The 2,226-nt window shown below is 65.4% G+C and carries 3 protein-coding genes; all 3 read right to left on the reverse strand.

Translation table 11 applies throughout. The annotated features are described in order from the left end of the window. Nucleotides 1-1,747: DUF3631 domain-containing protein (locus F0Q45_RS29735; protein WP_149656520.1), on the reverse strand; the 1,747-nt coding region annotated here is incomplete at its 3' end. Beyond that, nucleotides 1,740-1,934, reverse strand: a complete 195-nt coding sequence (locus F0Q45_RS25495) for a DUF6011 domain-containing protein (RefSeq protein WP_149656521.1) — start codon at nt 1,932-1,934, stop codon at nt 1,740-1,742. The genes F0Q45_RS25495 and F0Q45_RS29735, both read right to left, overlap by 8 nt. A gap of 81 nt (nt 1,935-2,015) precedes the next feature. Then, on the reverse strand, nt 2,016-2,192 hold the full coding sequence (locus F0Q45_RS25500) for an excisionase family DNA-binding protein (RefSeq protein ID WP_149656522.1): 177 nt from the start codon (nt 2,190-2,192) through the stop codon (nt 2,016-2,018). Nucleotides 2,193-2,226 lie beyond the last annotated feature (34 nt).

Here is a 2,226-nt window from a genome sequence, read left to right on the forward strand (position 1 = left end):
GGTAGCGCGTGAACGCGTCGGACAGCGTTTCTCGGCTGTAGCCGCGGATGCTGCCCACCGTGTTGCGGTGGGGCTTAATTCCGAACGCTTTAAGCCGGAAGGCAAGTTTGCTCGGATTGAGGTCGAAGTCGTTCCATGGTGATTCCTCGATGCGGCGCAACTCGTGCGCGAGGTCCCCAGACGGCAAAAACGGAACACCACGCTCAGCGAACACCGATCGGATATCGGCGAGCAGCTTGACGCCCAACGACTGCTCCTCGTCGTCGCTACCCGCCTGGTTCGCCAGGAAAGCGCAAGCGGCACGGGCAGTTGCCGGCCAATGCCCGCCGGCGGCATCAGCGACGGCGATCAGCGGCTCCCAAGTGTCGGCGGCGCGGTCCTCCACCGGCATATCCGGTTCGACTTTGGCCAATTCCTGGAGATGCTCCGCGGCCCACGCAGCGAGCTTGTCACGCACCGCTTGCAGGATCGGGCCATCGCGGCGGGTACGGAATTGGGCCACCTTCTCAGCCGTGGTTCGCCGCCGCATAGTGATGTTGACGCCGCGGTCGGTGATGGTGTCGGGCATCGCGCCGATACCGGCTAGAGCGGCCATCGCGAACGTGGGGAACTTGGTGGGGATCTGGCTTGGTCCGACACAGCGCAGAGCCGGGCGGCCACGCTGGTGGCCGGCGTTGAGCAACGCGCGCAAGTCCTCGTTCTGTTCGGCAACCCGCTTAGACCCGAACAGGGTGTCGGCTTCGTCGATCAGCAACGTCGGCGGGTGGTCGGCGCCGATGGACCGGAAGATGGCTGCAACCGTCGCATTCACGGTGGCGAGCGGCTGATGGCAGGTGCCGGTGATGATGTCGAGCAATCGTGTCTTGCCACAACGCTTGTCCGGGCTGCTGGCAATGAGACGGGGTGCGCACTCGAAGGCGGGAAGTGCGTGGGTGGCAGCAATCCACAGCGTGACCGCGGCACCCGCATGCTGATCCGGCAGCACCACATACTTGGTGAGGACCGACCGCAGATCGTCGAGTAGTGCCGCACCATTTTGTGGAGCACCACCGTCACGGGCTACGACGTCTGCTGGGACCAGTTCGTCCAGCCCATACCCCGCGGCGATATGGTCGGCGGCGTCCTTACCCACGGCGGACTCGGCGATGGACACCGATGCCGCGATGCCGCGTAGCAGCCCGGCGACCTGTGCGGCGTGCTTACGGCCCGGCTCATCCTTGTCCGCGATGACGATTACGGCCTTGGCGCGCAAGGGCTCCCAGTCGAACTTGTCGGCCTTGCCGGCGCCCATCGCCGAACAGGTGGCCGCGCCGCCGACCGATTCAATTGCTAATACGTCTTTTTCGCCCTCGGTGACGTAAACGGTTGTGGCCTGGCCGAACTCCGCGCGGAACAGACTGCGGCGACCCTCGGCGTTCTCCTGCCAGAACTTTTTGCCGGGTGTACGGTGGACGACGCGGCCATCTGGGTAGCGGTAATCCCTTCTCGCAGAGTAAATCCCGCGCATTCCGGCGTCGTCGAACAAATCACGCGGGGCCATCCCCAACGCGGTCAGCACTGTCTGGTAGTCGCATCCGGCATGGCACTTGATCACGATGCCCTTGCCGTCGCGGCGAGGGCTGATAGACAGGGACGGCTGGTCGTCGTCGTGGGCCGGGCACTGAGCCTTATCTCGCCGCTCATTCGTTTTGCTGCCGCGGTCGCGCAGCGCACCGATGATCCGCTCATAGGCGGTCTGGCTAGGCATCGGCGGCCGCCTTCGCGGCGCAGACCGGACCCAGGTGGCGTCGGACGCTACTCGGCGCCACCAGCCACTGCCCACACCGCAGACAGCGGGTCGCCAGCCGGTATCCGCGCTCAGCCGCGGCGATCAGCACGTCGAGGTCGGCGCGGTCCTCGGCGGTCAGCGGGTCGTGGCGCTGAAGTCCGAGCAAGCCAGTAGGATTGGTGGAGCCGTTGGTGCGGTGTGGAATTGGCCGGTCTGTCGGGGCCGGCCTTTTTCGTGCGGTAGTCATTTAGGCCGCACCGCCGAAAGGGCGCATCGCGGCGTCGATCTCGTTCAGATCGAGGCGCACTAGCCGGCCGCCGCTGCGGTAGCCGGTCAGGCGGCCATCCGCGATCATTTGTCTGATCGTGCGATCGGTGACTTTCAGGTAGTCAGCGGCATCGGCGATCTTCACATAGCGGCGCATCTCGCCGGACGGCGTTGAACGCGAAGGTGTTGAC

It is taken from the genome of Mycobacterium simiae, from assembly GCF_008370645.1.
In the GTDB taxonomy this organism is placed as follows: domain Bacteria; phylum Actinomycetota; class Actinomycetes; order Mycobacteriales; family Mycobacteriaceae; genus Mycobacterium; species Mycobacterium simiae_A.